This window comes from Microbacterium sp. AK031, from assembly GCF_024807145.1.
In the GTDB taxonomy this organism is placed as follows: Bacteria; Actinomycetota; Actinomycetes; order Actinomycetales; family Microbacteriaceae; genus Microbacterium.
In genome coordinates, this window is record NZ_JANUCA010000001.1 from 500,327 (window position 1) to 523,481 (window position 23,155).

22 protein-coding genes and 1 tRNA gene are annotated in these 23,155 nt (G+C 66.4%); 16 read left to right on the forward strand and 7 right to left on the reverse strand.

Annotated features, from left to right (window positions below; all coding sequences use genetic code 11):
- The first annotated feature begins 89 nt into the window (after window positions 1-89).
- The gene (locus HDC95_RS02315; RefSeq protein ID WP_259061564.1) at window positions 90-938 is read left to right on the forward strand and encodes a transposase; all 849 of its coding nucleotides are present in this window, start codon (window positions 90-92) and stop codon (window positions 936-938) included.
- Window positions 939-963: 25 nt separating this feature from the next.
- On the opposite strand, the gene HDC95_RS02320 is transcribed toward HDC95_RS02315, so the two are convergent.
- Genes HDC95_RS02320 through HDC95_RS02330 form a run of 3 tightly spaced genes read right to left on the reverse strand, consistent with a single transcriptional unit; the run spans window position 964 to window position 3,888 of the window.
- Entirely contained in the window at window positions 964-1,572 is a 609-nt protein-coding gene (locus HDC95_RS02320; RefSeq protein WP_259061565.1) for an HAD family phosphatase, read from the reverse strand.
- 10 nt (window positions 1,573-1,582) lie between these two features.
- The gene (locus HDC95_RS02325; RefSeq protein WP_259061566.1) at window positions 1,583-2,782 is read right to left on the reverse strand and encodes an MFS transporter; all 1,200 of its coding nucleotides are present in this window, start codon (window positions 2,780-2,782) and stop codon (window positions 1,583-1,585) included.
- A complete protein-coding gene (locus HDC95_RS02330; RefSeq protein WP_259061567.1) occupies window positions 2,779-3,888 on the reverse strand; it encodes a MerR family transcriptional regulator in 1,110 nt (369 codons plus the stop codon). The genes HDC95_RS02325 and HDC95_RS02330 overlap by 4 nt, the downstream gene beginning before the upstream one ends.
- Before the next feature lie 89 nt (window positions 3,889-3,977).
- Between HDC95_RS02330 and HDC95_RS02335 the strand changes: the two genes are divergently transcribed.
- A complete protein-coding gene (locus tag HDC95_RS02335; protein ID WP_259061568.1) occupies window positions 3,978-4,208 on the forward strand; it encodes a hypothetical protein in 231 nt (76 codons plus the stop codon).
- Between the two features lie 16 nt (window positions 4,209-4,224).
- Window positions 4,225-4,297, forward strand: a tRNA-Arg gene (locus HDC95_RS02340).
- Between the two features lie 75 nt (window positions 4,298-4,372).
- On the opposite strand, the gene HDC95_RS02345 is transcribed toward HDC95_RS02340, so the two are convergent.
- The gene (locus HDC95_RS02345) at window positions 4,373-5,173 is read right to left on the reverse strand and encodes an SGNH/GDSL hydrolase family protein (RefSeq protein WP_259061569.1); all 801 of its coding nucleotides are present in this window, start codon (window positions 5,171-5,173) and stop codon (window positions 4,373-4,375) included.
- Window positions 5,174-5,244: 71 nt separating this feature from the next.
- On the opposite strand from HDC95_RS02345, the gene argS reads away from it, so the two are divergent.
- Window positions 5,245-6,909 carry an arginine--tRNA ligase gene (gene argS / locus HDC95_RS02350; protein WP_259061570.1) on the forward strand — a complete coding sequence of 555 codons (1,665 nt, stop codon included), beginning with the start codon at window positions 5,245-5,247 and terminating at the stop codon, window positions 6,907-6,909.
- Window positions 6,906-7,661 carry a DUF2993 domain-containing protein gene (locus HDC95_RS02355; protein WP_259061571.1) on the forward strand — a complete coding sequence of 252 codons (756 nt, stop codon included), beginning with the start codon at window positions 6,906-6,908 and terminating at the stop codon, window positions 7,659-7,661. The genes argS and HDC95_RS02355 overlap by 4 nt, the downstream gene beginning before the upstream one ends.
- On the opposite strand, the gene HDC95_RS02360 is transcribed toward HDC95_RS02355, so the two are convergent.
- Entirely contained in the window at window positions 7,658-8,704 is a 1,047-nt protein-coding gene (locus tag HDC95_RS02360; RefSeq protein ID WP_259061572.1) for a YihY/virulence factor BrkB family protein, read from the reverse strand. The two genes, HDC95_RS02355 and HDC95_RS02360, sit on opposite strands and share 4 nt — an antisense overlap.
- A 135-nt stretch (window positions 8,705-8,839) precedes the next feature.
- Here HDC95_RS02360 and lysA point away from each other — a divergent pair, with 135 nt between their 5' ends.
- The 6 genes from lysA (at window position 8,840) to HDC95_RS02390 (ending at window position 16,964) form a co-directional block, all read left to right on the forward strand.
- Window positions 8,840-10,252: a diaminopimelate decarboxylase gene (lysA, locus tag HDC95_RS02365; protein WP_259061573.1), complete on the forward strand. Its 1,413-nt coding sequence runs from the start codon at window positions 8,840-8,842 to the stop codon at window positions 10,250-10,252.
- The gene (locus HDC95_RS02370; RefSeq protein WP_259061574.1) at window positions 10,249-11,583 is read left to right on the forward strand and encodes a homoserine dehydrogenase; all 1,335 of its coding nucleotides are present in this window, start codon (window positions 10,249-10,251) and stop codon (window positions 11,581-11,583) included. Before lysA ends, HDC95_RS02370 begins: the two co-directional genes overlap by 4 nt.
- Window positions 11,583-12,533 carry a homoserine kinase gene (gene thrB, locus HDC95_RS02375; protein ID WP_259062197.1) on the forward strand — a complete coding sequence of 317 codons (951 nt, stop codon included), beginning with the start codon at window positions 11,583-11,585 and terminating at the stop codon, window positions 12,531-12,533. Before HDC95_RS02370 ends, thrB begins: the two co-directional genes overlap by 1 nt.
- Before the next feature lie 166 nt (window positions 12,534-12,699).
- Window positions 12,700-14,736 carry a transcription termination factor Rho gene (gene rho, locus HDC95_RS02380; RefSeq protein WP_259061575.1) on the forward strand — a complete coding sequence of 679 codons (2,037 nt, stop codon included), beginning with the start codon at window positions 12,700-12,702 and terminating at the stop codon, window positions 14,734-14,736.
- A 26-nt stretch (window positions 14,737-14,762) separates the two neighbouring features.
- A complete protein-coding gene (gene prfA / locus HDC95_RS02385; protein ID WP_259061576.1) occupies window positions 14,763-15,842 on the forward strand; it encodes a peptide chain release factor 1 in 1,080 nt (359 codons plus the stop codon).
- A gap of 204 nt (window positions 15,843-16,046) precedes the next feature.
- Complete coding sequence (locus HDC95_RS02390; RefSeq protein ID WP_259061577.1) at window positions 16,047-16,964, forward strand: hypothetical protein; 918 nt, start codon at window positions 16,047-16,049, stop codon at window positions 16,962-16,964.
- Between the two features lie 387 nt (window positions 16,965-17,351).
- Here the strand turns inward: HDC95_RS02390 and epsC are convergent, their stop codons facing one another.
- Together epsC and cysK are read right to left on the reverse strand one after the other, a co-directional pair.
- On the reverse strand, window positions 17,352-17,924 hold the full coding sequence (epsC, locus tag HDC95_RS02395; RefSeq protein ID WP_259061578.1) for a serine O-acetyltransferase EpsC: 573 nt from the start codon (window positions 17,922-17,924) through the stop codon (window positions 17,352-17,354).
- 7 nt (window positions 17,925-17,931) lie between these two features.
- Entirely contained in the window at window positions 17,932-18,870 is a 939-nt protein-coding gene (gene cysK / locus HDC95_RS02400; protein WP_259061579.1) for a cysteine synthase A, read from the reverse strand.
- Window positions 18,871-18,978: 108 nt separating this feature from the next.
- On the opposite strand from cysK, the gene prmC reads away from it, so the two are divergent.
- The 5 genes from prmC (at window position 18,979) to atpB (ending at window position 23,155) form a co-directional block, all read left to right on the forward strand.
- Window positions 18,979-19,839 (forward strand): peptide chain release factor N(5)-glutamine methyltransferase, encoded by an 861-nt coding sequence (prmC, locus tag HDC95_RS02405; protein WP_259061580.1) that lies wholly within the window; start codon window positions 18,979-18,981, stop codon window positions 19,837-19,839.
- A 46-nt stretch (window positions 19,840-19,885) separates the two neighbouring features.
- A complete protein-coding gene (locus HDC95_RS02410; RefSeq protein ID WP_259061581.1) occupies window positions 19,886-20,575 on the forward strand; it encodes an L-threonylcarbamoyladenylate synthase in 690 nt (229 codons plus the stop codon).
- The gene (locus tag HDC95_RS02415; RefSeq protein ID WP_259061582.1) at window positions 20,572-21,738 is read left to right on the forward strand and encodes an MraY family glycosyltransferase; all 1,167 of its coding nucleotides are present in this window, start codon (window positions 20,572-20,574) and stop codon (window positions 21,736-21,738) included. The genes HDC95_RS02410 and HDC95_RS02415 overlap by 4 nt, the downstream gene beginning before the upstream one ends.
- The gene (locus HDC95_RS02420) at window positions 21,735-22,217 is read left to right on the forward strand and encodes a hypothetical protein (protein WP_259061583.1); all 483 of its coding nucleotides are present in this window, start codon (window positions 21,735-21,737) and stop codon (window positions 22,215-22,217) included. The genes HDC95_RS02415 and HDC95_RS02420 overlap by 4 nt, the downstream gene beginning before the upstream one ends.
- A 137-nt stretch (window positions 22,218-22,354) precedes the next feature.
- The gene (atpB, locus tag HDC95_RS02425) at window positions 22,355-23,155 is read left to right on the forward strand and encodes a F0F1 ATP synthase subunit A (protein WP_259061584.1); all 801 of its coding nucleotides are present in this window, start codon (window positions 22,355-22,357) and stop codon (window positions 23,153-23,155) included.

The window sequence follows — 23,155 nt, forward strand, 5'->3', positions numbered from 1 at the left end:
CATCGTAGAGCGTGAGGCGGGCGACGTTACATCGGTGGTTGCCGGTCAGCCGTTCGGGGCACAATGGGGCGATGGGAGCGAAGGCGCACATGACGATTGACGACATCGCCGGCGAACTCTATGCGCTCCCGCCCCAGGAGTTCACGCAGGCGCGAAATGCTCGCGCCAAGGAACTGGACGATGCGCGATTGGCCGCCCAGGTCCGCGCTCTCCGCAAACCGCTGCTGGCCGCGTGGGTGGTGAACCTCTTCGCGCGCGAGCGCGTGAGCAGTCTCCGAGAGGCGCTCGATCTCGCCGGCGAGCTGCGCGAGGCACAAGCCGAGCTGGATGCAGCGGCGCTCACGAAATTGAATCGTCAGCGACGCGCGCTCATCCGTGCCCTCGCTCAGCAGGCGGAAGAGCTTGCTGCAGAGCATGGCGAGTCCATCACGCGGTCGACGGCGGATGCCGTGGAACAGACATTGAACGCGGCGATGTTCGACGCCGATGCGGCAGCAGCGGTGGCATCCGGAAGGCTGGTGAGACCGCTCGAGGTCGGCGGCGACTCGGCCGAACTCGTGGATGCCGTCGCTGGAGGTCTTGGGGACGCTCCCGTGACCTCGCCGAGCATCCCCGTGGATGAGGTGAAAGCGCGAAGGGAGCGCAAGGACGCCGAACGCGCACTGCGCACAGCGGAGACTGCGCTCGCCCAGGCAGAGCGCGAGAGAGATGAACTCGACCGCACCTCGAAGAAACTGAGCGATCAGGTCGATCGGCTGGACGACCGGGTTGGCGAGCTCGAATCGGAGCTCGCGCGAGCTGGTCAGGAAGCAGATCGTGCCAGGCGAGAGCGGGATGCGCTCGACGGCGGTCTGGCCGAGGCGGGGGCGCGCGTCGAAGAGGCGCGTGCTGCAGCGGCTGCCACCCAAGCCGCGCTCGATCGTCTTCGGGCAGAGTGAATCTGATCGAACGACGTCAGGGTCGTCACGCTTCGAGCAGCGGGGCGAGGATGCCGTGCGCCTGGAGCACCCTGCGCAGTCCTGTGACTCCTTGGTAGAGGTGGGTCCAGATGCCCAAGCCCTTGGCTCCGACGAGCTTGCCGGGTGAGTCGTCGGTGAAGAAGACCTCGTGCGGGACGACGTCGAGTTCGTCGAGAACCGCGTGGAATGCGCGGGCGTCAGGCTTCGCGTGGCCGATCTCGGCGGAGTTGAACACGGCCTCGAAGTGATCATGGAGTCTCATCTGCTCGGCCTCGGCAGGGATCGTGTCCGTGCCGTTGGTGAGGATCGCGGTGCGCAGCCCGGCCGCGCGCAGCTGGTCTGCGATCGCGACCACCTCCGCATCCACTCGATACGGCTGCCGTGACCATTCCTCGGCTGCTGCAGGGTTGCCGAGGTGCTCGGCGATCCGATCGACCCACTCCGCCCGGCGCAGCTTCCCGGTCGTGACCTCCCGCAGCAGGGGAGCGGCGAAGGCGAAGCCCTCGATGGTTCCGGGGTCGATGCCATGGCGGCGTTCGATCTCGCCCACGGCATCCGGATCGAAGTGCCGAATTACCCCGTCGAGATCGAACAGAACAGTTGTGATCGTCATGATCCCTGCGTCATCGTCTCATCGTGAAGGTCCGCAACGCCCTGTCGGTGACGACGATGAGCGTCGCGAGCGTTGCGACCAATCCTGACACGGCGAGCACCGGCCCCGTCCCGACCGGTGCGACGAAGAACCCGATCATCGGGCTCACGACGAGCTGCGGCGCCTGCTGCACGAGGATCAGCAGAGCCTGAAACCTCGAGACCATCGGCGACGGTGCGAGCAGAACGTACGTCGGGAAGACATGAGCGGTGAACACGACCACGCCGACTCCGACGGCGGTTGTGCCTGCCAACGCGACGAACCAGTCGGAGGTGACGGCGAGCAGCCCGAGACCGAGGGCGATGATCAACGGACCGAGCGCCATGGGACGCCACGCCTTCGCCGCCGTCCCTCGCCACGCGAACCATGCGCCGCAGGCGAGGCCGCCTGCGATCCAGCCGGCCTCGATGACACCGGCATCGGAAGCTGACCATCCGCGCTCTCGTGCGGCGAGAGGTATCCCGAGCAGGACTGCGGGGATGACGGCGCCTGCGACGATCGCGACGCATGCCAGCAGTGCTGGGACACCGTTCGTGCTGCGAGCTGTCGTGACGCCGGTGACGATCCCACGGAGAGTCATCGCCTCACGGGCCGGGTGATGCGCGCGCGGAGGTCTGATCAGCAGCAACACGACCAGCATCACGATCCCTCCGAGCACGTCCACGAATGCCACGCCGCTCAGTGCTACGAGTCCGACCAGCAGCCCGCCGACCGGAGGAGCGATCGTGCGCGCGAACTGGCTCGCCATCCCGACTCGAGCCATCGCGGTTCCGAGGTCAGTGTCCGCGACGAACAGGCGTGGGAAGACGCCCGCTGCCGGCCGTTGGAAGGCGGCGACGGTGCCGATAAGCGTTGCAGTGATCATCAGGAGAGCGGCAGCCGGCGTCCAGAGGATCACCGCGACGCCGAGGCCCGCACTGATGAGGACCATCGTGAGCGTACCGACGATCATGACACGACGTGGTCCGAACCTGTCAGCGACTGCGCCGCCGAGAAGCGCCAGCGCTACGGATGGGGCAACGGTCAGCGTGAGCACCGCCGACGCGACGTGCGGACCGAGCCCGGATGCTGTCCAGGTGAGGGCGAACGCGAGAATGCCGGAGCCGAGTTCTGAGCCGACCGTCGCCGCGACCCAGGCGTTGAATCCACGCGGCGTTCTGAGCGAGGTCATGCCCAGGGCATCACCAGTGCGACGAAGTCCGGCTGGCTGGGGGCGCGCCACACCAATGCACGGTCGGAGCCGTGCATGTCGCACGTGAGTTCCTGGCCGACGGCGGCGTCGGCGATGCGGCGCAGAACGGGCCGAGACAGTGTGATCGCCATAGGCGCCCCGATGCCGGCTCCTGAGAGACTGCGGCCGGCCGAGGTGAGTCGTGCCGCGCTCTCTTCGACAGAGAGGAGCACAGCGTCGCGCTGTTGCGCGGAAGTGAGGCGCCGCACTCGATCCAGCAGGAAGAGCGCCTTGGTAGGCGAGAACGCAGCCGTCTGGAGCATTCGATCCACGCTGGGGAAGAGGTCCGCTCGAGTCGGCAGCGAAAGCTCTTGACCGTGTTCGTCGCAGAATCGACTGACGGCGCTCGCCGAATCGCCGTCACGCCCGGCCGGGACATCGATGACGAGATCCGCCGATCTGCGACGTCCAAGCCACTCGAGCACCGGCGCCGGCGCGAGTCGCACTCTTGCGGGTGGACCATCGATCACAGAGGGGACGTCTGTCCGAGCCATCAGTACGTAGCAGTCTGTTGCGACGACCGACACAGATGCGGGACCGACCTCGATCAGTACCCCGTCATGGTTGCCGTCCCCATCGGCATCCGCACTGGCAGTCGCGATCTGCCGAATGGCGGATGCCAGGGCTGCCGCATCGAAGTGAGCCGTCGTCCGTCTTGCCGGATTGCTGTCCATCTGCGCGCGCAGGACGAGCGTCAGATCGTCCACGAGCGCGGTGATCACCTCTGAGCGCTCGCGCGCATCGACGCGCCAATCGTTCAGGATGCCCTCTGCGTCGGCGACGTCGCTCTCGAACACCGCCCTGATGCGTTCAAGGGAGAGCCCGGCATCCCTCAGGCGTCGAATCCATATCGCGCGCTGCTGCTGATCCAGCGAGTAGTAGCGGTATCCAGTTCGCTCTTCGACGTCGGCGGGTGCGAGCAGACCGGTCTCCCCGTACTGACGCAGCGCACTCGCGCTCAGGCCGGCTGAGCGAGCGAACGCACTGATCGTCTGCAACGGCGGCTGTTCGACCTCGCGGCGGTCGGACTCCTGGGACTGCCTCATGGTCCCATGATCGACTCTCACCCTGGCTGAAGGTCAAGCGCGTGCGGGAATCATCCCGCACCAGGTGAGATCGGCCGTACTCTGACCACATGGACAACGGCTCGATCGTATTCGCGTTCTTCGGTCTGCCACTAGGACTGGGGCTGCTCGTGGGAAGCGTGATGGTCGGAGTCGGGGTTCTCATGTGCCTGGCATGGAGCTTCAACAGGCTGGCGGGATTTCTGACCGCCACGATCCTGTCTCGGTTTCGCGCCCGGCAGGCGGAGCTTGAAGAAGACCCGAGTATGCGGACGAGTGAATTGATGACTCCCGACCAGTGATATCGTCGTTCGGTACGCCTCCGTAGCTCAGTGGATAGAGCGCCGGTTTCCGGTACCGTAGGTCGCAGGTTCGACTCCTGTCGGGGGCACGATCAAACGCGCGAGGCCCGTCCAGATGGACGGGCCTCGCGCGTTGCGGTCCTGCGGCCATGACACGTTGCGCATCACTGCTCTGGCGACGTCTCCGCACCGCCGGCCTCGGTCACGGGAGCGGCCACGAGTTCGGCAAGCGCCGCAGCGACGCTCTCAGCGAGGTATCGATGGCCGTCGGTGGACGGATGCTTCGTGCCGAGGTCGACGTCGATCACGGCGAGGTAGTTCTGATCGGTGATCCAATCCTCCTGCACGGGGGAGATGTACCACCAGCCTCGGCCGCCCGCGAGAGCTGCGAGATCCTGATCGATGCGCGCTGTCGCGTCGCCGACTGGCAGCTCGTGCGGCGCCGGCCCCAGCACCACGATCGTGGCGTCCGGATACGTCGCAGCCAGCGCGTCCCACGCCGCAGTCACGGCCTCGCGATATCCCGCAGCGCCCGCGGCGCGATCGTTGATCGACCCCTGGATGATCACGAGGTCGGGATCGAGCGATGGATCAAGCGCAGCGATTCGCTCACCGAAGGTGGGCCCGTCGACACCAGGCTTCAGATATCCGCTTCCGCGCACGCCGTCTACCGTCGTCTCGCCGCCCAGCAGATCCGCCAGCAGGTACGCATATCCGAGCGTCGGGTCGCTCGCCGCGGAGCCGTAGGTCCATGAGTCTCCGAAGACGAAGACACGCGGATGCTCCGGCATCACGAGCGGCGCAGGAGCCACAGTGACGACCTCCTCAGACGCGAGAACAGGAGATTCGATCGGCGCAGGAACCCAAGGGCGCCAGACGCCGAGGACGATGGCCGTGGCTGCCGCCGCGAACACAACGAACAGCGCCGTCGCGCGGGTGCGCCGTCGCATCCTCCCCAAAGCCATGGCATGAGGGTAAGCGACGACGGCCCGAACGGAAAATTCCGGCGTGCGACGCGCCGTAGACTTGACGGGATATGAACCCCGATACCCTCGCCGAAGCCCTCCTCGCCGTTGTCACGCCGATCGCCGCGTCCTTGCGACCCGATGAGGCGCTGGGCATCGATGCATCCGACATCGCGCTGGAGCGTCCGCGCAACCGGGACCACGGCGACTGGGCGTCCAACATCGCGATGCGACTCGCGAAGAAGCTCGGCACGAACCCCCGTGAACTCGCACAGCGCATCGCCGACGAGATCGTCGCCGTCGACGGCGTGAAGAGCGCAGAAGTCGCCGGCCCAGGGTTCATCAACTTCCGCCTCGATGCCGCTGCGGCAGGCGTCCTCGCCAAGACGATCGTCGATACCGGCATCGCGTACGGCACCAACGACTCGCAGGCCGGCGTCAGCGTCAACGTCGAGTTCGTGTCGGCGAACCCGACAGGTCCGCTCCACATTGCCCACACCCGCTGGGCCGCACTCGGCGACTCGATCGTCCGCCTGCTGCTCGCCAGCGGCGCGAACGCGATCCGCGAGTATTACATCAACGATGCCGGCGCGCAGATGCAGCGTTTCGCGAGCTCGATAGTCGCGGCGGCGAAGGGCGAGCCGACCCCCGAGGGCGGCTACCCGGGCCAGTACATCGTGACGCTCGCGGAGCGCGTGGTCGAGGCGCGCCCTGATCTGCTCGAACTGCCCGATGCAGAGCAGCTCAAGGTCGCCGAGGACTTCGCGTACGACTTCCAGCTCGCTGAGATCAAGCGCTCGCTCGACCGCTTCAACGTTCCCTTCGACGTGTGGTTCTCGGAGCGGACGCTGCATGAGAAGGATGCCGCGGGCGTGAGCCTCATCGATCAGGCGGTGGATCGCCTGCGCGAACAGGGGCATGTCTTCGACGAGGAGGGCGCCGTCTGGGTGCGCACCACCGACTTCGGCGACGACAAGGACCGCGTCATCCGCCGGTCCAACGGCGAGTACACGTATTTCGCCGCCGACGCCGCGTACTACCTGAACAAGGGCGACCGCGGGTTCGAGAACAAGATCTACCTGCTGGGCGCCGACCACCACGGGTACGTGCATCGTCTCAAGGCGGTCGCCGGTGCCGCAGGTCAGAATCCGGAGAAGAATGTCGAGGTGCTGATCGGCCAGATGGTGTCGATCAACGGCGCCCGGCTCTCGAAGCGCGCGGGCAACATCATCGAGATGGACGATCTGCTCGACTGGCTCGGCACCGACGCGCTGCGATACTCGCTGGAGCGCTCGCCTGCGGACTCACCGCTCGACCTCGATCCTGAGCTGCTGCAGAAGCGCACCAACGACAACCCTGTCTTCTACGTGCAGTACGCGCACGCCCGCACGCACAACGTCGGGCGCAACGCCGCAGACTCCGGCGTCGATCGCTCCGAGTTCGCCCCCGAGACACTGACTCACGAGACCGAGTCGGCGCTTCTCGGTGCGCTGCAGGAGTTCCCGCGCATCGTCGCCTTCGCCGCGCAGGTGCGCGAGCCGCACCGTGTCGCCCGCTACCTCGAGGAGCTCGCGGGGCTCTACCATCGCTGGTACGACAACTGCCGCGTAACTCCGCTGAGCGACGACCCGATCGAGAGCGTGCACCGTACGCGCCTGTGGCTCAACGACGCCACCGGCCAGGTTCTGCGCAACGGGCTCGGCCTGCTCGGCGTGTCTGCTCCGGAACGCATGTGATCTCGGCCGAACGAACCCGCCGCGCGCGCTGGCCATGGGTTCTGCTCGTCGTCGTGATTCTTGCGGTGCTGGTCGTCGCCGCGGAGCTGATCGCACGCGCCGTCCTGCCAGGCGTCGTACGCGGCATCGTCATCGAGCAGCTCGAGCTTCCGGCCGACCAGCAGCTCGACGTCGATGCAGCCGGCATCCTGCTGCCGCAGCTGATCGGCGGCAGGCTCGACCAGCTGCATCTCACCACCGGGTCCGTCACGATCGGCGGCGTCACCGGGGCGGCTGATGTCACAGCGACCGGAATCCCGCTGCGCGGGGGAGATCTTGAAGACGCGTGGGGCACGGTACGTATCGACGACGAGCAGTTCACTGCGCTCGTCGCGGCATCCGATCTGCCGATCGATACTGTCGAATTCGACGAGCCCGACGTAACCGTATCGGGCAGCGTTCCCGTGTTCGGCATCTTGCTGCCGCTCGCCTTGACGGTCACGCCTGGCGCAGATGCAGGAGAACTGCTGCTGACTCCCGTCTCGCTGCAGGTGGCGGGCACCACGCTGAACGCCCAGCAGGTCGCCGACCGCTTCGGCTCGATCGCCGAGCAGCTCACTCAGACGCAGCGCATCTGCATCGCAGATCAGCTTCCGGCGGGACTCACCATGACCGGCCTCGCCGTAGACGGCAACGAGGTGGTGGTCGACGTTCAGGTCGACGGCGCGATCGTGACCGACGAGACGCTGCAGGAGAACGGCGTCTGCCCTTAGGCCTCGCGCTCGGCGGCTGCGGCCTTCTCCGCGGCGCGCAGCGCATCCGTTGCGATCTGCACATCCTGCTGGGCGCGCCGTACTCGTCGTTGCGCGAACGTGCGTGCGCCCTCCCTGGCCGACACGCGATCGTGCTTCTCCTCGACGCCGGTGACGATGTACGCGCAGGCGACGAGGATGACCTGAGCGCTGAGGTTCAGCCAGATCAGCAGCGCGAGCAGCGAAGCGAAGGATGCGAGCAGCGGGTTGGAGGTCGCACCTCCCACGAACAGACTCGACAGCTCCTGAAGCCCGAGCAGGCCCACCCCACCGAGGAGTGCGCCTGGCAAGATCACGCGTGCCGAACCGCGCTGCCCTGACAGCAGCCGGAACACGCCGAAGATCAGGAGTGCATCCAGCGCGAAGACGATGAGAAGCGACACGGTCCGGATGCCCCAGACCGCCGGCACGGCATCCTCGGGCAGGCCGAGCAGATCCGTGACGAAGCCGATTCCGATGCGGGCGACGAACGTGATCGCCGCCGCGACCAGGAAGGACAACCCGATTCCGATCGCCAGGGCGAGGTTGCGAAGTATGACCCAGAGCCAGAACACGTCGTCGAGGACGGTGCCGGCGATGCTGCGCACGGCGGTGCGCAGTGAACCGATCGCGCCCAGCGCGGCACCTATCAACGCGATCAGTGAGATGATTCCCGCGATCGAGAGTCCTCCGACGGCGTCGATCGCCGATGGATCCTCTACGACGCCCCCTTCTCCCACCAGGCCGGGAATCGCGGAGTCGATCGCCGTGATGATGGCCGCCCACGCCTCATCGTTGCCCGCGAGCCAGATGGTGGCGATCGAGAATCCGAGCAGCAGGCCGGCGAACACGCTGAAGAGCGCGCGGTATGTGACGCTGTCGGCGAGCATCGGACCGCGCCGCTCGACGTAGAGGAGCGCGGCACGTACGAGCTTCCGCTCCAACGCCCAGGCGATGACGGACTTCATGAGTCCTGCCATCCCGCTCGGCTTCTTGTCTGAGTCGGTCTTGTGCGCGCTCTGCATGACTCCACCGTAATGATTCGTGATCTGCGTCCGGGAAGGGCTTGCGTATGCGGGCCGGGCGTTCTAGGTGCCTTAGAATCGGGGCAACCTCGTATGGCGCGATCCTGCCCGAGGATCCCTCCCGACGATTGGTGTGTGGTGCATCCTTCTGCTGTCTCGCTCGCCCCTGAGTGGCTCATCGCGCCCGAAGACCCGAATGCGCTGGCGCCGTCGGTGTGGCCGGCATCCGCTCGTCGCGACCGCGATGGCGTGCTCGCGATCGGCGACATGTCCGCGACCGAGCTCGTTCGCTCGTACGGCACTCCGCTGCTGGTCCTCGATGAGGAAGAGGTGCGTGCTCGTGCTCGCGCATTCCATGACTCGTTCGCGGCGGCAGCGGCCGCGCATGAGACCACGGCGCGGGTGTACTACGCGGGCAAGGCCTTCCTCTCCACCGCGGTCGCCCGCTGGGTGACCGAAGAGGGCCTCAACGTCGACGTGTGCACCCGGGGCGAACTCGAGGTCGCACTCGCGGCAGGTGTCGAGCCCGCGAACATCGGATTCCACGGCAACAACAAGTCGGTCGACGAGATCGAACGGGCGGTGCAGGTCGGCATCGGTTCGATAATCGTCGACAGCGCGATCGAGATCGAGCGCATCGCCGCGGTGGCAGTGCGCACCGGCGCAGTGCAGCGCGTGCTCGTACGCGTCAACAACGGCGTGCACGCCGAGACCCACGACTTCCTCGCGACGGCCCACGAGGATCAGAAGTTCGGCATGACATTCGCGGATGCTGAGGTGGCGGTCGCCCGCATCAGAGAGCTGCCTGGACTGGAGTTCGTCGGTCTGCATTGCCACATCGGGTCGCAGATCTTCGGGGTCGCCGGATTCCGCGAGTCCGCGTCACGGGTGCTGGAGCTGCATGAGAAGCTGCTCGCCGGCGGCGACATCCCGCTGCTGAACCTCGGCGGCGGCTTCGGAATCGCGTACACGAGCGTCGACGACCCGACGCCGATCGAACAGCTCGCCGCCGAGATCGTCACTGCGGTCGCAGAGGGCTGCGCGGCGCGAGGCATCGCTCTGCCGAGCCTCGCCTTCGAGCCGGGACGCGCGATCGTCGGCACAGCAGGCGTCACGCTGTACGAGGTCGGGACAACCAAGGAGGTGCGTCTCGACTCCGGTGCGAGCCGCCTCTACGTCAGTGTCGACGGCGGGATGAGCGACAATGCGCGCACGGCCCTCTACGGAGCGCAGTTCTCCGCGCGTCTCGCGTCCCGCATCGGATCTGGTGGTCCTGCCCTGGCGCGCGTCGTCGGCAAGCACTGCGAATCGGGCGACATCGTCGTCGACCACGAGTACCTTCCCGCCGACATCGCACCGGGTGACCTTCTCGCCGTCCCCGCCACCGGCGCGTACTGCGCCTCGCTGTCGAGCAACTACAACCATGTCCCCAGACCTCCGGTCGTCGCGGTCTCAGGCGGTCATTCCCGCGTGATCGTGCGCGGAGAGAGTATCGACGACCTGTTGGCCCGGGATGCCGGGATCAGCGCGAACGAAGGAGCACGATGACCCACCTCCAGGGGAGCAGTTCAGGGCAGTACCGACGACTGAGGGTGGCGCTGCTCGGCGCGGGCGCTGTGGGATCGCAGGTCGCCCGCATCCTGCTGCAGCACGGTGACGAACTCGCCGACCGGTCCGGAGCCTCCCTCGAACTCGCCGGCATCGCAGTGCGTGACGTCGATGCGAAGCGCGACGTCGATCTCCCCAAGGAGCTGTTCACGACCGACGCGGAAAACCTGATCGTCGGCAGCGACATCGTGATCGAGCTGATGGGCGGGATCGAGCCCGCACGCGAGAACCTGCTGCTGGCGCTGAAGTCCGGCGCTGACGTGGTCACCGCCAACAAGGCGCTGCTCGCGACGCACGGCCCTGAACTGTTCGAGGCCGCCGATCAGGTCGGTGCTTCCGTCTATTACGAGGCGGCAGCGGCCGGCGCCATCCCGATCATCCGTCCGTTGCGTGATTCTCTGGCAGGGGACCGCGTCGTGCGCCTGATGGGCATCGTCAACGGCACCACGAACTACATCCTCGACCGCATGGACGGCGAAGGTGCCGATTTCGGCGAGGTGCTCGCCGATGCGCAGCACCTGGGCTACGCGGAGGCGGACCCCACTGCGGATGTCGACGGCTATGACGCCGCGCAGAAGGCCGCGATCCTCGCCTCGCTCGCCTTCCACACGGCGGTTCCGCTGGATGCCGTGCATCGAGAGGGCATCACGCAGATCACGCCGTCGATGATCGAGGAAGCCCGCGCCGCCGGGTTCGTGATCAAGCTGCTCGCCGTATGCGAGCGCCTCGACGTCGGTGGTGCCGAGTCGATCTCGGTGCGGGTCTACCCGGCGCTGGTCGCACGCACGCACCCGCTCGCATCGGTGCACGGTGCGAACAACGCGGTGTTCGTGGAAGCAGAGGCCGCCGGCTCGCTGATGTTCTACGGCGCAGGCGCAGGCGGCGTGCAGACCGCGTCAGCCGTGCTCGGCGACGTCGTCTCTGCCGCACGTCGCCACATCGCTGGCGGCGTCGGCGTGGGCGAATCGACCCGCGCGAACCTGCCGACGGTTCCGATCGGCAACGTCATCACCCGCTATCAGATCACGCTCGAGGTCGACGATCAGCCTGGCGTGCTCGCGGCGGTCGCCGGCATCCTGAGCGAGGGCGGCGTCTCGGTGGCGACGGTCGTGCAGACCGTCGAAGGGGAGGGCGACGAAGACGCGACCGCGCGTCTCATCATCGGCACCCACAAGGCCACCGAGCAGGCGCTCAGCGACACCGTCGCGCAGCTCGCTGCGAGCGCTGTCGTCGAGCGCGTCGTCTCGGTTCTGCGCGTGGAAGGCGAATGATGGTCGTCGCGGTCTCTGAGCCTGTCGAAGGGCGCACCGTCACAGTGCGGGTACCGGCGACGAGTGCGAATCTCGGTCCTGGATTCGACACGCTCGGCCTCGCGCTCAGCGTCTATGACGAGCTCGCCGTCTCCGTTCTCTCCGACGACCGTCTCGAGATCGAGGTGACGGGATCCGGCGCCTCCGAGATATCCCGCGACGAGTCGAACCTCGTCGTCCGCTCCATCGAGCACGTGTACAACGACGTGGGGCGCGTGATGCCGGGGCTGCGGATCACCGCGCACAACGGCGTGCCGCACGGCCGTGGACTCGGCTCCTCCGGCGCCGCTGTCACAGCGGGAGTCCTTGCGGCCAAAGGGCTGCTGGAGGGTGAAGTCGACTTCTCGGACATCGACCTCCTGCGCCTCGCCACCGAACTCGAAGGGCATCCGGACAACGTCGCGCCGGCGCTGTTCGGCGGGCTCACGATCGCCTGGACGGGGGAGCGCGGTCCACAGCACAAGAAGCTGCTCGTGCACCGTGGCGTCGCACCGCTCGTGCTCGTTCCCGAGCGCACGATGTCCACCGTTCTGGCGCGTTCGCTGCAGCCGCCACAGGTGTCGCGCGAGGATGCCGTGTTCAACGTCTCCCGCTCAGCCCTGCTGATCGCTGCGCTCACCCAGAGCCCCGAACTCCTGCTCGACGCGACAGCTGACCGCCTGCACCAGGATTACCGGGCGGAGGCGATGCCCGAGACCCACGCCCTGGTCCAGACGCTCCGCAAAGCCGGTTTCGCCGCGGTCGTCTCCGGGGCAGGGCCCAGCGTCCTCGTGCTCGCGGACGGGCCGGGGAGCCGACTCGAAGCCGCTGAACTCGCCGCATCCGCCGTCGACACCCCGTGGGAGGCTCTCATGCTCGCCGTCGACGTGCGTGGTGGTACAGTAAGGGATCGAGCGGAGGGCTCCACGTAATTCGTGAATCTGGCCCCCATCGCAATTCTGCGAGATCCGCACGCAACCGCCAGAACCTCTTTCCTGGTCCTGGCCGGCAGGTGCCGAGCATCTGCCCGTGCGATCGCGCGCAGCACCCGTTGTGCGCGAGACATGCTCATTTCCCACGACATATGAGGGAGTACTCGTGGAGAATTTCTCCGAGACCCAGAACCACCAGGCATCGACCGCTGTTGAGGCGCCCGCTGCCGTAGCAGACGCTGCGCCCGCAGCTTCTGAGACCGCCGTGGCCGAGAAGGCACCGCCGCGCAAGCGTGCGCCTCGCCGGGCGAACACCGCGACCGCGGCCGCCAAGGCCGAGCAGGCAGAGGCCGCTTCGGCGGCTGAAACCGCGCCGGCCGAAGCTGCCCCTGCCGCAGAGGCGCCTGCCGAGCCCGTCGCGCCAAAGGCGAAGGCCCCCCGCCGCAGCCGTGCGAAGAAGGCAGACGCTGACGCCGCACCCCCATCAGACGCACCCGCCGACGCCGAACAGACCGCGTCCGCGGAGGCCAAGACCGAGCAGGCAGAGGCCGCTCCGACCGACAGTGCACCGGCGAAGGCTGCGCCGAAGACCACTGGTCGCGGACGCCGCGGTGCCAAGAAGACTGAACCCGCGGCAGAAGCCGCGGCTGCAGCAGCAGATGCATCGTCCGACAGCTCCGCCACGGACAAGCCCGCCGATGGCGCTCAGGACGAGAAGCCGGCCAGCAAGGATTCCGACGCCACCCAGTCCGACAGCAAGCAGTCGCAGAACAGGCAGCCGGCCGCGAAGGCCGACTCCGGCGACAGCAACGGCGCTGAATCCAGCGAGGGTGAAGAGGGCACCGGCCGTGGACGGGGCCGCAACCGCAGTCGCAACCGTGGTCGTAACGGTGGTCAGGACGCACCGCAGCAGCAGCAGAACGGCCCCTCCTCCGACGACGAGAACGGCAACGGTCGTGGACGTCAGCGCAACAAGCGTCGCAGTGGCACGACCTCCGACGAGTTCGAGACCGAGATCGGCGAGGACGACGTCCTCATCCCGATCGCCGGCATCCTCGATGTGCTCGACAACTACGCCTTCGTGCGCACCACCGGCTACCTCGCCGGCTCCAGCGACGTGTACGTCTCGCTCGGCCAGGTGAAGAAGTACAACCTGCGCAAGGGCGACGCGATCGTCGGTGCCATCAAGCAGCCTCGCGAGAACGAGCAGCAGGGCCGTCAGAAGTACAACGCCCTGGTGAAGGTCGATTCGGTGAACGGCCTCTCGGTCGAGGACGCCGCCACGCGCGTCGAGTTCGGCAAGCTCACACCGCTCTACCCGCAGGAGCGTCTGCGCCTGGAGACGGCGCCCGAGAAGCTGACGCAGCGCATCATCGACCTGGTCGCGCCGATCGGCAAGGGCCAACGCGGCCTCATCGTCGCGCCGCCGAAGGCCGGCAAGACGATCGTGCTGCAGCAGATCGCCAACGCCATCGCTCAGAACAACCCCGAGGTCCACCTCATGGTCGTGCTGGTCGACGAGCGCCCCGAAGAGGTCACCGACATGGAGCGCACGGTGAAGGGCGAGGTCATCGCCTCGACCTTCGACCGCCCGGCCGAAGACCACACCACGGTCGCAGAACTCGCCATCGAGCGCGCGAAGCGCCTGGTCGAGTTGGGACGCGACGTCGTCGTGCTGCTCGACTCGATCACGCGCCTCGGCCGCGCCTACAACATCTCCGCCCCGGCATCCGGTCGAGTCCTCACCGGAGGCGTCGACGCTTCGGCGCTCTACCCGCCGAAGCGCTTCTTCGGAGCCGCGCGCAACATCGAGAACGGCGGATCGCTCACGATCCTCGCCACGGCTCTCGTCGAGACCGGATCCAAGATGGACGAGGTCATCTTCGAGGAGTTCAAGGGCACCGGCAACAGCGAGCTGCGCCTGTCGCGTCAGCTGGCGGACAAGCGGATCTTCCCGGCCGTCGACGTCAACGCGTCGAGCACCCGTCGCGAGGAGATGCTCCTTTCTGCAGACGAGGTCAAGATCACCTGGAAGCTGCGTCGCGCCCTTGCGGGTCTCGACCAGCAGCAGGCTCTCGAGGTCGTCCTCGGCAAGTTGAAGGAGACGAACTCCAACGTCGAGTTCCTCGTGCAGATGCAGAAGTCGATGCCTGCACCCGTCGCAGGCGGCTCGAGCCACAGCCACGAGAACAACATCCGCTGATCCGACGCTGATCGGAGCATAGGCGCGTGTTCGAATCCGTCCAGGCCCTCATCGACGAACACCGCCGGGTGCAGGAGGAACTCTCCGACCCGGCGGTGCACGCCGATGCGGCTCGCGCGAAGCGGGTCAACCGTCGCTACGCCGAGCTCAGCCGCATCGTCTCCGCGTACGACGCGTGGGTCGAGGCGACCGATGACCTCGAGGCCGCACGCGAGCTGGCCAAGGAGGACGACGCGTTCGCCGAGGAGGTGCCGAGCCTGGAAGCAGGCCTGGCGCAGGCTCAGGAGAGGCTGCGCCGACTCCTGATCCCGCGCGATCCTGACGATGCGCGCGACGTGATCATGGAGATCAAGGCGGGGGAGGGTGGCGCCGAATCGGCGCTGTTCGCCGCCGATCTGCTTCGTATGTACATGCAGTACGCCGCGCACAAGGGCTGGAAGACCGAGCTTCTGGATCGCAATGAATCCGACCTGGGCGGTTACAAGGACGTCCAGATCGCGATAAAGGGCTCATCTTCCGACCCCGCGCAGGGCGTGTGGGCGCACCTCAAGTACGAGGGTGGCGTGCATCGTGTGCAACGGGTGCCGGCGACAGAGTCGCAGGGACGCATCCACACCTCGACCACCGGTGTGCTGGTGTTCCCGGAAGTCGACGAGCCGGACGAGGTCGAGATCAGCCAGAACGATCTCAAGATCGATGTGTACCGCTCATCCGGCCCTGGTGGGCAGTCGGTCAACACGACGGACTCGGCCGTGCGCATCACCCACCTTCCGACCGGCATCGTCGTGTCGATGCAGAACGAGAAGTCGCAACTTCAGAACCGTGAGGCCGGCATGCGCGTGCTGCGCGCACGCATCCTCGCCAGGCGACAGGAGGAGCTGGATGCTGCGGCATCCGATGCCCGCAAGTCGCAGATCCGCGGCATGGACCGCTCAGAGCGCATCCGCACGTACAACTTCCCCGAGAACCGCATCGCAGATCACCGCACCGGGTTCAAGGCCTACAACCTCGATCAGGTGATGGACGGCGCGCTCGATCCGATCATCGACAGCGCGATCGCAGCAGACGAAGAGGCTCGCCTCGCCGCCGTCGGTCAGGACTCCTGATCGCACCCTCAAGCCCGTCTATGTGGCACAAGCCTCCGCATTTTCCCGCTGAAGCGCAGGTTTGCGCCACATAGACGGAGGCTGTGGAGAACTGGAGCCGGCGTCGTGCGGGTCGGGCAGGGTGAGGGGATGCCGTGGCCAACTCCACCACTTCCAGAAAGCCTTCCCGAGTCGTTCTCAATCGCCGACGCGCGAATGCGTGGGGTGTCTGAACGAAGGCTGCGCGGTATCGATCTGGAGGCGCCGTTTCGCGGAGCGCGCATCGTGGTAGCAGCGGACGCGCCTGGCGATGCCGACCTGTGGGAGCAACGTCGCAATGCACACCTCCGACTGATGACCGCCTACCTCCCGGTTCTCGCACCGAACGCGTTCTTCTGCGGTCCGAGTGCGGCAGTGGCATGGCACATCCCGCTGCCGTCGTATGCGTGGCCGGACACGCACGTGCACGTGGGGACTCACCGGCCCGAGCGTGCACCGCGCCGACCGGACGTCCAAGGCCACAAGTTCACGCGCGGTTTCATCCACCTGGGCGAGTGCGCAGGCTTCCCCGTGACGGATGCTGCCAGCACATGGGCGACGCTCGGCAATCGTCTGGGGCTCTACGATCTGATCGCGGCAACCGACGCGGTGCTCAGGGTGCCGCGCCATCCGGGCGGCTTCAGACCGGTGACCGACGGTCCGATGGCCACTCGTGAAGAGCTCTTCGCGCTGAGTGAGAGAAAGGGTCGACCGGGTGCACCGAAGCTGCGTGATGCGTTGCAACTGGCGCGCATCGGCGCATCGTCACCGCCTGAGACCCGAATTCGCTTGCTGATTCGTGACGCGGGACTACCGGAACCCGTTCTCGACTTCGACGTCTACGACGAGTTCGGTAGGTTTCTCGGTTGCAGCGAGCTTGCGTACCCCGATCTGAAGATCGCAATCGAGTATGAGAGTGACGGACACTTGGTCCGAAAGCAGCTGCAGCGGGACATCGACAAGTACCAGTCGTACGCGGAAGCGGGGTGGACGGTCGTGCGCCTCACCCTGGTGCACGTCTTCCGAGCTCCGTCCGAGGCGGTTCGCAGGATCCGACAAGCGCGTGCCGCGGCTTCCGATCCCCGCCCGTCTATGCGGCGCTAACCTCCGCATTTCCTCGATGAAGCGGAGGTTCGTGCCACATAGACGGGGTTGGTGAAGCCGGGTTTCCAGATCCAGTGGGACAAGTGGTGGGGCTTCGTCGTCTGCATCGTAATCTTCGCGATTCTGCAGAGCATCCTGAGTCCTCTGATCGCCAAGCTCGCCGACCGCTACGCACCGGTGCTGATGGGCGGGATCGGCGTCTTCTCGACGCTCGTGGCGCTCATCGTCGTCGTGCTGCTGCCGGATCGGCGGCCTGCGCATCATCGACCTCACCGGCTGGCTGCTCGGCGTGTTGATCGTCTGGTTGACCTCGGCGCTCGGCACTGTTCTTCTTCCGCTGATCTTCCTGAAGCGCGACGCCGAGGAGCGACGGAAGGCCTGACCTGTTCAGATCGAATAGTCGGACACGACGCGCAGGTCGGAGAAGTCGTCGTGATCGCTTCGCCGCCGCGCCTTGGCGGGGACACCTACGAGGATGCTTTCGCTCGGCGCGTCCTTCGTGACGACAGCGTTGGCGCCGATGACGGTATTGGTGCCGACCGTGATCGGCCCGAGGATCTTCGCGCCGGCTCCGACCACCACGCCGTTCGAGAGTGTCGGGTGGCGCTTGCCGGTCGCGTCGCGCGTGCGCCCGCCGAGGGTGACCCCGTGGTACAGCATCACATCGTCGCCGAGTTCCGCGGTCTCGCCGATAACGACGCCCATCCCGTGATCGATGAAGAAGCGCCTTCCGATCTTCGCCCCTGGGTGGATCTCGATCCCGGTGAGCAATCGCGAGATCTGCGAGCCGGCACGCGCGAGCAGGCGGATGTCACGCCGCCAGAGCCGGTGCCACACGCGATGCCACCAGATCGCGTGCAGTCCGGGGTAGAGCAGCACCAGTTCGACTCCGCTGCGCGCAGCGGGGTCGCGAAGGCGCGCAGCCGCGACATCCTCGCGCATTCGGCCGATCGTGCCCATGTGCGCGTCAGCTCTCGCGCAGATCCTCGAACAGCGCGGTCGAGATGTATCGCTCGCCGGTGTCCGGCATGACCACGACGATCGTCTTGCCTGCGTTCTCAGGCCGCGCGGCGACCTGAAGGGCCGCGGACAGCGCGGCACCCGAAGACATTCCGACGAGCAGGCCTTCCTTGGCGGCGAGTTCACGCGCCAGGCGCAGCGACTCGTCGAACTCCACCGCGATGACCTCGTCGAGCACATCACGATCGAGCACGTCCGGAACGAAGTTCGGACCGATGCCCTGGATCTTGTGCGGGCCGGGGTGTCCCTCACTGAGGACGGGGGAGTCCTTCGGCTCGACGGCGATGACCTTCACATCGGGCTTCACGGCCTTCAACGCCTGGCCGGTGCCGGTGATGGTACCGCCGGTGCCCACGCCGGCGATGAAGATGTCGATGTCGCCGTCGGTGTCGCGGAGGATCTCCTGCGCGGTCGTCTCGCGGTGGATCTGGGGGTTCGCGGCGTTCTCGAACTGCTTGATCCAGACGGCACCCGGTGTGTCGGCGACGATCTTCTTGGTCTCCTCGATCGCACCGCTCATGCCCTTGGTCGGGTCGGTGAGCACGATCTCGGCGCCGAACGCCTTGAGCAGCACTCGGCGCTCCTTCGACATCGACGCCGGCATCGTCAGGATGACCTTGTAACCGCGTGCTGCACCGACCATCGCGAGGGCGATGCCGGTGTTGCCGCTGGTCGACTCCACGATCGTTCCGCCCGGCTTCAGCTCACCGGATGCCTCGGCCGCGTTGATCATCGCGATGCCGATGCGATCCTTCACGCTGGATGCAGGGTTGTAGTACTCGAGCTTCGCCAGGACAGTCGCTCCGACGCCCTCGGTGACGCGGTTCAATCGAACCAGCGGCGTGTTGCCGAAAGCGGTCGTGATGTCGGAATGGATGCCGGACATGTGCTGGCCTTTCGTACGCGGAACGTTGCACCGCAAGCCTATTCGAGTCGATGCACCGCCGGGACAATGTGTCGGGGGAGGGCGAGTGCGACACCGTACGCTGAAGGGATGGCCGAAGTGACCCTTGCAGCAGTCGTCCGCGCCGCAGCAGAGCGTCTTGCCGCAGCCGGAGTGCCCGACCCCCTCGTGGATGCCGAGCTGCTCGCCGGCCACGTACGGCGGCTGCGCCGAGGCGAGGTGCAGGCCGCCATCGTGCGTGGTGACACGATCGGCGAGCAGGACGTCACAGCGCTCGACGCGCTCGTGGTCCGTCGCGAGGCGCGCGAGCCGCTGCAGCACCTGACCGGCGTCGCGCCCTTCAGGCACCTCGAACTCGCGGTGGGACCCGGCGTTTTCGTTCCGCGGCCCGAGACCGAGACCGTCGCTCAGTTCGCGATCGATGCGCTTTCGAATGCCCCGGACCCGGAGCCGATCGGGGTCGACCTCTGCACCGGGAGCGGCGCGATCGCGCTGGCGATGGCCACCGAGGTGCCGCACTCCCGCGTCTTCGCGGTCGAACTCTCGCCCGACGCGCATGCGTGGGCCGCCCGCAACACGGCGGATGCCGAGAACCTCACGCTCGTGCAGGGCGATCTCGCCGATTCGCTGGGAGAACTCGACGGCACGGTGTCCGTCGTGATCTCGAATCCACCGTACGTGCCGGACGACGCGATTCCCCGGGATCCGGAAGTCCGACTGTTCGACCCAGCCATGGCGCTGTACGGCGGAGCGGACGGCCTCGACATCGTGCGAGTGCTCAGTCGCAGAGCCATGGCGCTCCTGCGCCAAGGAGGACTGCTCGTGATCGAGCACGGCGAGCTCCAGGGCGAGGCGATTCGCAGTCTGCTGGCGAGTGACGGATGGCGGGCACCGAGAACGCATCCTGATCTGACGCATCGAGACAGGGCGACGACCGCACTGCGGCCCTGACGACCCGCAGGTCGACACCCGCGCATACACCTAGAATGGTGTGGTCATGTCCTCTGTCTTCGATTGCCGCGATGAGGCACAGCTGCTCGCCGGAATGCGCCATGCTCGTCAGGCGATCGCCCGAGGCGAGCTCATCGTCATGCCCACCGACACGGTCTACGGCATCGCCGCCGACGCGTTCACACCCGCTGCGGTGCAGAGACTGCTCGATGCCAAGGGACGCGGCCGCGATCAACCGCCACCCGTGCTCGTCGCAGGCCAGGCAGCTCTCGCAGCGCTCGTGGAGGAGATCCCTGAGCCGGTGCAGAAGCTTGTCGACGCGTTCTGGCCCGGCGGACTGACCATCGTCCTACCTGCCCAGCCGTCGCTCGCATGGGATCTGGGGGACACGCTCGGCACCGTCGCAGTGCGGATGCCGGACCAGCGCGTGGCGCTCGAACTCCTCGAGGAGACCGGGCCTCTCGCTGTCTCGAGCGCGAACCTCACCGGCGAACCCGCCGCCACCTCAGCGCAGGACGCCGAGCGGATGTTGGGAGACAGCGTCTCGGTGTATCTCGACGGTGGCATGAGCGAGACGGGCGTGGCATCCACGATCATCGACGCCACGTCGCTCGTGCGTCGCGGCGACGACGCGGGAGAGCCGCGTATCCGGCTTCTGCGCGAAGGTGCGGTGACGATGGAGCAGCTGCGCGGCGTCGTCGGTGAACTGCTTGACGCGCCGGACGGCGCGGCGTGAAGCAGTACCTCTTCACGATCATCCTCACGGCGACCGTCACGCTCATGATGTCGTGGGCGGTCTGGCAGCTCAGTCTGCGCTTCAAGCTCTACCCCCGCATCCGAGAACGCGACGTGCACACGACGCCGACGCCACGGCTCGGGGGCGTGGCGATATTCCTCGGCATCGCCGCAGCCATCGCCGTCTCTGCGGCCAATCCCTTCTTCAGCATCATGTGGGTGCCGCCCCAGACCATGTGGGCCGTGCTGGGGGCGGCACTGCTCATCGCGATAATCGGTGTGATCGATGATCTGTGGGACATCGACTGGTTCATCAAACTCGGCGTGCAGTTCCTTGCGGCCGGCATCATCACAGTGTTCGGGGGGTTGCAGATACTCTCACTCCCGCTCGGCGAGATGGTCATCGTCTCCAGCTGGCTCAGCATCGCCGTGACGATGTTCGCGATCGTCGTCGTGATGAACGCCATTAACTTCATCGATGGGCTCGACGGACTCGTCACCGGCGTCTGCCTCATCGCCAACGGCGTGTTCTTCGCATACTCGTACATCCTCACGCGTGACACCGGCACGAGCAGCTACTTCAACCTGGCATCCTTCCTCGCCGCTGTCGTGATCGGCGCCTGCATCGGCTTCCTGCCGCTGAACTGGAGCCCGGCGAAGCTGTTCATGGGCGATTCCGGAGCTCTGGTGCTGGGCCTTCTGATGGCGACCTCCGCGATAGCTCTCACTGGCCAGATGTCCTCCAGCGCGTTGGATCCGGAGGAATTCGGTCGCTCGCAGCTGCTCGGAGCGTTCATCCCGATCCTGCTCCCGCTCGTGGTCGTCATGCTGCCGCTGCTCGACTTCGGCCTGGCCGTGTTCCGCCGCATGCGGGCCGGGAAGTCGCCGTTCTCGCCCGACCGGAAGCATCTGCATCACCGGATGCTCGACCTGGGGCATCGGGATCGCGACGCCGTCCTGATCTTCTACGCGTGGACGGCCGTGATCTCTCTCGCCGTCCTTCTCATGTACATCGGCTCCAGGGAGGACTGGCCGGGCCAGTACCTTCCTGGAGTCGCCTTCGGCGTGGTCGGCGTCGCAGCCTGCCTCGTCGTCACCCTGCTGCCCACCCCACGCGCTCAGCGAGCGCCCACCGAGCCGACACAGTCTGCGGAGACCCGATGAGCGATACACCAGAACGTCAGATGCCCGCAATCACCTCGATGCTGAGGAAGGTGCTGATCTGGACCGGCATCGCCGCTATTGCTCTCGTCGTGCTCGGCGGGGGCATCGGCTACCTCGCAGCGGGCACGGACGGTCTGTGGAGTGGGCTGGCCGGCGTCGCACTGGCCATCGTGTTCCTCGCGCTGACTCCGCTGAGCGTGCTGATCGCGAACCGCTGGTACGGCAGAGAGATGTTCGCAACGGTCTTCTTCGGAATCGTGATGGGGAGCTGGCTGCTCAAGCTCGTGGTGTTCGTCGTCGCCATCGTCATCCTTCGCGGACAGGACTGGGTGGTTCCGCTCGTCATCTTCCTCGCGCTCGTCGCGGGGATCGTGGTGAGTCTGGTCATCGATGCCGTCGTGTTCACGCGGATGCGCATGCCTTACGTGTCGGAGATCGCGCTGCCGGAAACCGACCCGGAAGACCGCGAGGATTCGTGACGATGGAAAAATATTGATAGTGTGAATCCGGGTTCGCTGGGCGAGCTTCCGCGTTGTGCGAGATGCTCCGACTCAGCTAGAACTCCCCACCCAATCGTCGCGTCGATCTCGGTCGATGCCCCGAAGCTGGAGCAACGTTGACTCACGCCGCGAGCCTCCTCGTCCGTCTCGCCACGGATGAATTCCACCCACCGTCGATCGCAGAGTTCTTCCCGGAGATCCTCTTCAGCATCGGCCCGCTCTCGGTGCACCGCATCCACCTTGTGCAGTTCCTCGCGACCATCGTCGTCGTCCTGATCCTCTGGCTCGGCACACGCAAGCTCAAGCTGATCCCCGGCCGCGGCCAGGGCATCATCGAGATGCTCTTCGACATCGTTCGAGTGAACGTCGCACACGACATGATGGGCAAGAAGGACGGCGATCGCTTCCTGCCGCTGCTGACGACCATCTTCTTCATGGTGTTGTTCTTCAACATCACCGGCGTCATACCGTTCCTGAACATCGCAGGAACGAGCATCATCGCCGTGCCGCTGATGCTCGCAGTGATCACCTACGTCACGTTCATCTACGCCGGACTGCGCAAGAGCCCATGGGGCTTCATCCGCAACTCACTCTTCCCGCCCGGAGTCCCGCCTGCGCTGTACATCATCGTCGCGCCGCTGGAGTTCATCTCGACCTTCATCGTGCGACCGGTCACGCTCACGCTGCGACTGCTGATGAACATGATGGTCGGCCACCTCATGCTGGTGCTGTTCTTCGCGGCGACTCAGTTCTTCATCTTCTCGATGGGCGGCTTCTGGACGGTTCTCGGAGCGGGCACACTCGCCTTCGGCTTCGCGTTCACGGCCTTCGAGATCCTGGTGGCCTTCCTCCAGGCATACGTCTTCACCATCCTCACCGCGGTCTACATCCAGCTTGCAGTCGCGGACGAACACTAA

Bases quoted from the DNA above. Each gene is read 5' to 3' on its own strand.
- HDC95_RS02330 (WP_259061567.1), bottom strand. From the start codon at position 3,888: ATGAGGCAGTCCCAGGAGTCCGACCGCCGCGAGGTCGAACAGCCGCCG.
- argS (WP_259061570.1), top strand. From the start codon at position 5,245: ATGAACCCCGATACCCTCGCCGAAGCCCTCCTCGCCGTTGTCACGCCG.
- HDC95_RS02360 (WP_259061572.1), bottom strand. From the start codon at position 8,704: ATGCAGAGCGCGCACAAGACCGACTCAGACAAGAAGCCGAGCGGGATG.
- HDC95_RS02320 (WP_259061565.1), bottom strand. From the start codon at position 1,572: ATGACGATCACAACTGTTCTGTTCGATCTCGACGGGGTAATTCGGCAC.
- prmC (WP_259061580.1), top strand. From the start codon at position 18,979: ATGGCCGAAGTGACCCTTGCAGCAGTCGTCCGCGCCGCAGCAGAGCGT.
- HDC95_RS02315 (WP_259061564.1), top strand. From the start codon at position 90: ATGACGATTGACGACATCGCCGGCGAACTCTATGCGCTCCCGCCCCAG.
- HDC95_RS02370 (WP_259061574.1), top strand. From the start codon at position 10,249: ATGACCCACCTCCAGGGGAGCAGTTCAGGGCAGTACCGACGACTGAGG.
- epsC (WP_259061578.1), bottom strand. From the start codon at position 17,924: ATGGGCACGATCGGCCGAATGCGCGAGGATGTCGCGGCTGCGCGCCTT.
- HDC95_RS02410 (WP_259061581.1), top strand. From the start codon at position 19,886: ATGTCCTCTGTCTTCGATTGCCGCGATGAGGCACAGCTGCTCGCCGGA.
- HDC95_RS02345 (WP_259061569.1), bottom strand. From the start codon at position 5,173: ATGGCTTTGGGGAGGATGCGACGGCGCACCCGCGCGACGGCGCTGTTC.
- cysK (WP_259061579.1), bottom strand. From the start codon at position 18,870: ATGTCCGGCATCCATTCCGACATCACGACCGCTTTCGGCAACACGCCG.
- HDC95_RS02420 (WP_259061583.1), top strand. From the start codon at position 21,735: ATGAGCGATACACCAGAACGTCAGATGCCCGCAATCACCTCGATGCTG.
- HDC95_RS02325 (WP_259061566.1), bottom strand. From the start codon at position 2,782: ATGACCTCGCTCAGAACGCCGCGTGGATTCAACGCCTGGGTCGCGGCG.
- HDC95_RS02335 (WP_259061568.1), top strand. From the start codon at position 3,978: ATGGACAACGGCTCGATCGTATTCGCGTTCTTCGGTCTGCCACTAGGA.
- thrB (WP_259062197.1), top strand. From the start codon at position 11,583: ATGGTCGTCGCGGTCTCTGAGCCTGTCGAAGGGCGCACCGTCACAGTG.